We start from the raw sequence: 6,000 nt of genomic DNA, 5'->3' as shown, positions 1-6,000 counted from the left end.
GTCTCCTTGTTCCACCTATAGATATAATAGTTGTCGCCAACGTAGGTCGGATGATCGGCTGTCTCCTGAGCGGCAGCCGCCGCCAAGTCCGCTAATCCGGCAGAGGATTCGGCTTTATCTATAGCCTCCCGGCTTTCCTGAGCACGGAGCCTTTCGGCTTCAACGCGAGCAGCTTCGGCATCCTCACGAGCTCGCTCTGCTGCATCGCGTTTACCTTCTTCCGTCTTTCGGTTCGCCTCAGAAGATACACGCAGTTTTTCAGCTTCATCTCGTCCTGTTTCGGCAGAGATACGTAATTTTTCAGCATCCCCACGACCAACTTCCGACGTTACACGATTCTGTTCAGCAATATCACGTTTTCCTTCCTCCGTAACACGGGTCTGTTCAGACTGATTACGTAAAGCTTCGGCAGCATCGCGCTGACCTTCTTCAGTAACGCGTTTTTTCTCAGCCAAAACACGGGCGTCTTCGGCATCCTCACGAGCCTGTTCTTGTGTATTCCGAGTTCCTTCTTCCCTGATGCGGGCCTGCTCTGCGCTGTCTCGGATTCCTTCAGCGGACACACGCTTACCCTCTTCAGCTATACGATTCGATTCACTCTGTTCACGCAGTTCCTCGGCTGAGCCCCGGGCTGCTTCGTCGGTTTTCCGTATTCCTTCCTCGGCTTTTCGTTTCTTTTCGGCATCTACACGATCTGCCTCCTGCTCTTTGGCCGTAGTTTCAAAGGTTGTCAAGTCAGCTATTTTCTGATTTGCTTCCTGCTCGATTTGTTCCATCTTTGCATTTGCTTCATCTTTAGCCTTATTTGTGTTGGCAATAGCTTCATTAGCCTTTTCTGTCGCATCAACCGTTTTTTCGTAGGCTTCCTGAACGTAGCTTAAATCAAGTTTTACACTTGTTTTCTTCCCATCGACTATTTTGTAACCGATTGTACTAAAGCCGGTCAGTGAGGTAGCCGGTGTCAGTTCTGATATTTTGATAGGTTCTTTTGCCATAATTATTTCATATCAATTAAATGTTCACCATCTTCAGTCATAATAAATCTTCCATCTTCACTGGCCAGCAGATATTCCATTTCTTGAATCCTGAATACCGTAAATACCAATGTCAGATTAAATTCCATAATCACCGGTCCACGAAGGCTGAGTATTTTGAAACCCGAACTTTTTTTATAATAGCAAGGGTAGGTCTCCCGTAATGAATCCACATACAACAACCGTTCGTCAGGTTGTATTAGAACTCCAAAAAACGCATCGTAACATTGCCAGAACCTTTCTATTGAAGCAGCCTTGAAATAGCATTTAAATGTTGATTCCTTACTTGAAAAAACAAGATGGTCCACATCATATTGTTGCCCGTTTTGTGTTATTACTTTTCGGGTAAGGTTCTTTTTTACTGCCGGAGCTTTCAACAGTTCATCTTTCGCTCTGTCTACCACTACGCCATAATCCGAAAAAGGAATGCCATCCAACTCATAACCGCAGTTATGAATAATCACCCCCGGATCAGGCAAGGGAATATAGGTAGAACAAGCGGGAGTATCTTCGATAAATTTCAGTGAGAAACCACAAGCATTAGGATATACCTTATTGGTCGGGTAGGTTGACAAACGCAAGCGCCATTCCCTGTTTAATATAGGAACACGAAGAGTATGGTACCCCGGCTGACTTAGAAAAGCAACGAAATCGACCACATTCATAGCTCGGTTGCTTGCCAAGAATGAAATGGTTATATCTTTGGGTTGTATTTTCGGTTTCGACAAATCGACCTCGATGCCATCTTCTTCCGGCCAATCGTTTGTATCTGGATCAACCAGTGCCGGGAATGTCAATAGGTCCTTATATCCGCCTTTGGTCACCCATACCCCGAAACGGTTACAGATACTGATCCCGTCTATGTAACAGTTGTCGATCATGCCGCTTTCCTTAAAATTAATCCCTTATTCAATATCTCCTGAAGCGTACGACGTGTACCTTCCATATCGTTTTCAATCTTTTCCAGACGCTTGCAATGGGACGTATTTTCCTCGATCCGCCCCAGAACACTCAATCCTTCCGTAATCATTGACTGAATCGAATTTACTCCCTGGCAGGTCTTATCCGCCATTATAAGCAACGCATAAAAATTACCATTAAGTTCGTTGGCACTATCCTGGCTCATGGATGCTATGCCCTTAGCTGTCGCCTGCCGGCTGGTTCCCGTTACACCGGAAATATCGAGTCCGGTAATTTTCTCGGCCTCTTCCAACTGCCGGGCCGCATTTTCTATGACTTTGTCATATTCTGCCTTCAATGAGGCAATTTTATCCTCTGTCAGACCGCCTTCACTGGCCTGGGCAAATTTTTCGTACCATTGGCGGAGCGGTTCTTCCAAAGCCCTTAGCTTTATTCCCTGCAACACGGCATTGTTCAACATTTCCTCAAAACTGTCCGCAAAATCCGCCGCCGAGCGTTTCCCTTCGGCGAATCCCTGAAGTATGCTGTCCGCGATACTGTCAGAGGTGGTTCCCGTCCAGGCTTCACGCATGCTCTCGGCCTGGTCGGCGAGCATCTGATCAATATCCGCACCTTCTTCCTTCAAGGCTTTAAGCTGTTCGAACAACTTTGCGACCTTTTCTTCCAGGCGGCCTTCCGTATACAGTTTTTCTATATCGTCATAGCTCTTGCCTGCCAGGGAAGAATATATATTCCATGTTTTGGCCTTACGGAACCATGTACCGTGTTTGTAACCTTTTCCTGAAATGAACTCTTCCCCCTGCAATTCGGCCCATATCTTTTCATACTCCTTTTGAACGTCTCCTGATTGCTGTTTGAGTTCAGTCGTGATACGTTTATTATATTTTAAGGATGTTTCCCCGATCTGCTGTTCCAGGCGTAAACGCTCCCGGACCATCTTCTGGTATTCCTTTTCCCCTTCCATGGCTTTGTCATAGAATTTCTGGTTTTCCTCCCGGGCCAGACGGTTCATTTCCTTTACTTTCTTCCCCATGGCGAAAACCTTGCCTATACTGCTGACAACACTGGTAACACCTCCCAAGATATCCCCTGAAGCAAAGCGGGCCGCGCCTGTGGCGACCCCGCCCAAGGCTGATGCGAGCTCCATAGTCTGTTCCGCCGCATATCCGGCATCACTTCCGAAAATATCACCGACTCCGCCCGATACAGTGGAAAGGGAAGAAAGCACCGACTGTATTTCTTCATCGATATTGCTCAGTGCCTCGGATATGGCATTCTTATCGACTTTCCCGTCTTTGCCTTTAATAGCTTTAAGAAGTTTGTTCCAATCGTCCCGGATCGCCTTGAACGGGCTGCGGGACCTTATTTCTTTTTCCAGCCGGTTGATCGCTTCCTGGTATTCCTTTACATTCTCCGGTGTCCAGGTAGACGTATTAACCTCCCTGGCTTTGACCTGGAGTTCTTCCAGGACGGGCAGGGACTTTTTACCCAGATCGGAAAATATGGCCGTCCACAAATCGGAATCTTTCAACTCGTCGAATGAAATTGCCGATAAAGCCTTCTTTTTATCCTTTTCGAGCTGAATGAGTGCCGTATCTATGTCACTGCTGTTCGTCTCGGTCCTTTGGGAAGAAAGAAAACGGTAATCCGCCGTGAATTTTTCTTCGATCTTCCGCCTCTGGCTGTCATAGTCCTGATATTTTTCCAGCATTTTTTTTAAGACATCTTCCTTTGCCTTATCCGCATCCAATGCAGCGTTATCCCTGGAATCATCTATTTCCCGTCTGATCCCTGAAGGCAACTGGTCTACCGAAGTCGTTTTCGGAGTAAATTCCAGCCCCTTTTTCTTCCAGTCGGGGTTTTCCATTTCCCACTTCTTTTTCTCCAGTTCCTGCTGTGCCTGTAACAAATTCTGTTCATATTTCCGGATCGAGGACAATTTCTGTTGATACTCCAGGTCGATCTGTCTTAATTCCTTGGCCGCCCCGTCTTTCATCCTGGCTATTTCCGAAGCCTGATTTTTCAATTCAAGTTCGCTTTTTGCCTCTGCAATGGATTGTTCCCCTCTTTCGACCTCCAGAAGGCGCATGGCGGCTTCCGCCTTGACAGCGTTGGCCTTTTCTTTTTCCCGCTGTTCCTTGTTCATGCTCCGGGTAGCCTCTTTCCCTTGCTTGTCGTACGAATCGTACGCTTTAAGGGCGGCGGTGGCTTCCTCTATGTTTTTACGCGCTTCTTTATATGTTGCAACCGTCGTTTCACTTATGCCGGTAGTTTTTCCCGCATCCAGTAATTTTTTCTGTTCCGCAGATATATTTTCCAGTACGGATTCCGCCTGTTTCTTTACCTCTTCCCAGTATTCCTTGTTTTCTGTGATCGCCTTCTCAGCCTCTTCCTTGTTAAAAAACGGGTTATACTGCTTTTGGATATCCTTTATCTTCTTTTCCGATTCCAGGTAGCTTTTGATATAGTCTTCGAGTGATCCATAAAAATCACTGTCTATTTTTATACCCTTCGTTTCATATTGCACTTTTCCCAGGACCGTGCTCCATGTTTTTTGGAAGCCTAATCCGGCACGCTCAGATTCTTCCGTCAGGTCCATGATATCGCCGATCAGTCGGTCTATAAACCCCGTATCCTGACCTTTCAGTTCGTTACGCATGGAAGTTAAAGCCTCCGCTTGTGTTTTGAGCGCCTTGTCCGCAACTTTGCTTGTAGCCGAAGCCTGGGCTTTTGCCGCCGCGTTTTCCCTAATCGATGCGGTAATCCGTTTATAAGCGGCGTTTACTTCATCCAGTGAACTTTTTTCCGACAACAAATTAGGAAGGTATTTTCCATACAGGTCGTTGATTTGGTTGATGGCTTTTCTCCGGCCTTCCGTCCCTTCCTTCGTCTTGTTCAGCCGGCTGAATACTTCTTCCAGTGACTGGCGTTCCTTCAGCAGTTCCTCGTTAAATTCCTGCAAACTTTCGGTCAACAGGCGTTGTGACTTGTTTGCGGAGAACAAATCCTGTCCCCAGGCGATAATATCCTTCCCGTACATGGAAAGCATGGTGATGGCAACAACTAACGCCGTTTGCCATGAAATGATGGACGATGCGAGTTGTTTCCATACCGGGGTGGCCGCCTGTCCTTCTGCTTTGAGGAGCGCATATTGCTGGCGTGCCCGTTTTACATCGTCGATCAGGATCGGCATGTTATTTGATATGGCCAGGAAAAAGGTATTCACGCCCATGGTTAGCGAGGGAAGTTCCCTCGCCACCTGCTGGACGGACATGTTAAGGCTGTTAAATGTGGTTCCTCCGGCACTGCGGAGGCCGGCCAGACGGCTTTCTGCCTGGCCGATCTCCTTGTCAAGGTTTTGGATTTTTGTAAGCAACTGGCTGCCCGCTTCCCCGTCCCGGTCGGCTTTGCTCATGGACCGGTAGGTATCAACGAGTGACATCATACTACCGCGCAACGAGTTCAAGGAACCGACTGCCTCTTTTTCCTTGCCGATCCGTTCGTTTAAAGTATGTGTCCCGGTAATGATCGCCTCACGGAGCTCATTTTCCTTTACTACTAATTTGGCTTTGGTTTCAAGATAGGCGGCTGTCGATATGTTTCCCTGCGCCCTGCTGTTCTCCAGGGATTCTTCCGTTGCCGATAATTGCCGGAGGGTATTGATGTTTTCCTGAATGCTGACAGCAAGGCGACGGTTATTTTCGCTCATGGAATTGAACGTGTTATTGCTGGACTCCAGTAAACGGCGGAATGTGCTTTCCGACTCGTCCCGCAGCCCTTTGATACCCAGCGTTACTTCCTCGACTTTTTTGTCGAGGTCCCCACCGAATTTATATGTAACCTGTACTGTCTCGTTCATAACGTTTTTCAAGCTAAGCCGAGGAACTCCAGTTCTTCCTGTTCGGAACTGATCGGTTCGCCTTCTTCTAAATCTGAGTTTTCCTGTTTTTTCCTGGTTTCTCCAGTGTCGCTAATCATGTTAAGTATCACGCACCAGGGAATTTCATACATGATTTCATGATAGGTGAAACCGGCCTCCATAATT

General features: G+C 47.2%; 3 protein-coding genes and 1 pseudogene. All 4 read right to left on the bottom strand.

Features of this window, described 5'->3' with window-relative positions:
• Positions 1 to 995 (bottom strand): annotated as a pseudogene (locus NBH15_RS16600) (hypothetical protein); the annotation flags it as partial.
• A gap of 2 nt (positions 996 to 997) precedes the next feature.
• The gene (locus NBH15_RS16595) at positions 998 to 1,915 is read right to left on the bottom strand and encodes a hypothetical protein (RefSeq protein ID WP_250823116.1); all 918 of its coding nucleotides are present in this window, start codon (positions 1,913 to 1,915) and stop codon (positions 998 to 1,000) included.
• Positions 1,912 to 5,814 (bottom strand): hypothetical protein, encoded by a 3,903-nt coding sequence (locus tag NBH15_RS16590; protein WP_250823115.1) that lies wholly within the window; start codon positions 5,812 to 5,814, stop codon positions 1,912 to 1,914. The genes NBH15_RS16595 and NBH15_RS16590 overlap by 4 nt, the downstream gene beginning before the upstream one ends.
• 8 nt (positions 5,815 to 5,822) lie before the next feature.
• On the bottom strand, positions 5,823 to 5,996 hold the full coding sequence (locus tag NBH15_RS16585) for a hypothetical protein (RefSeq protein ID WP_195584802.1): 174 nt from the start codon (positions 5,994 to 5,996) through the stop codon (positions 5,823 to 5,825).
• Positions 5,997 to 6,000: the final 4 nt, after the last annotated feature.

This window comes from Parabacteroides caeci, assembly GCF_023656795.1.
Lineage (GTDB): Bacteria > Bacteroidota > Bacteroidia > Bacteroidales > Tannerellaceae > Parabacteroides > Parabacteroides segnis.
Note: the sequence above shows the minus strand (reverse complement) of the source record. Positions and strands in the feature narration are given on the sequence as shown.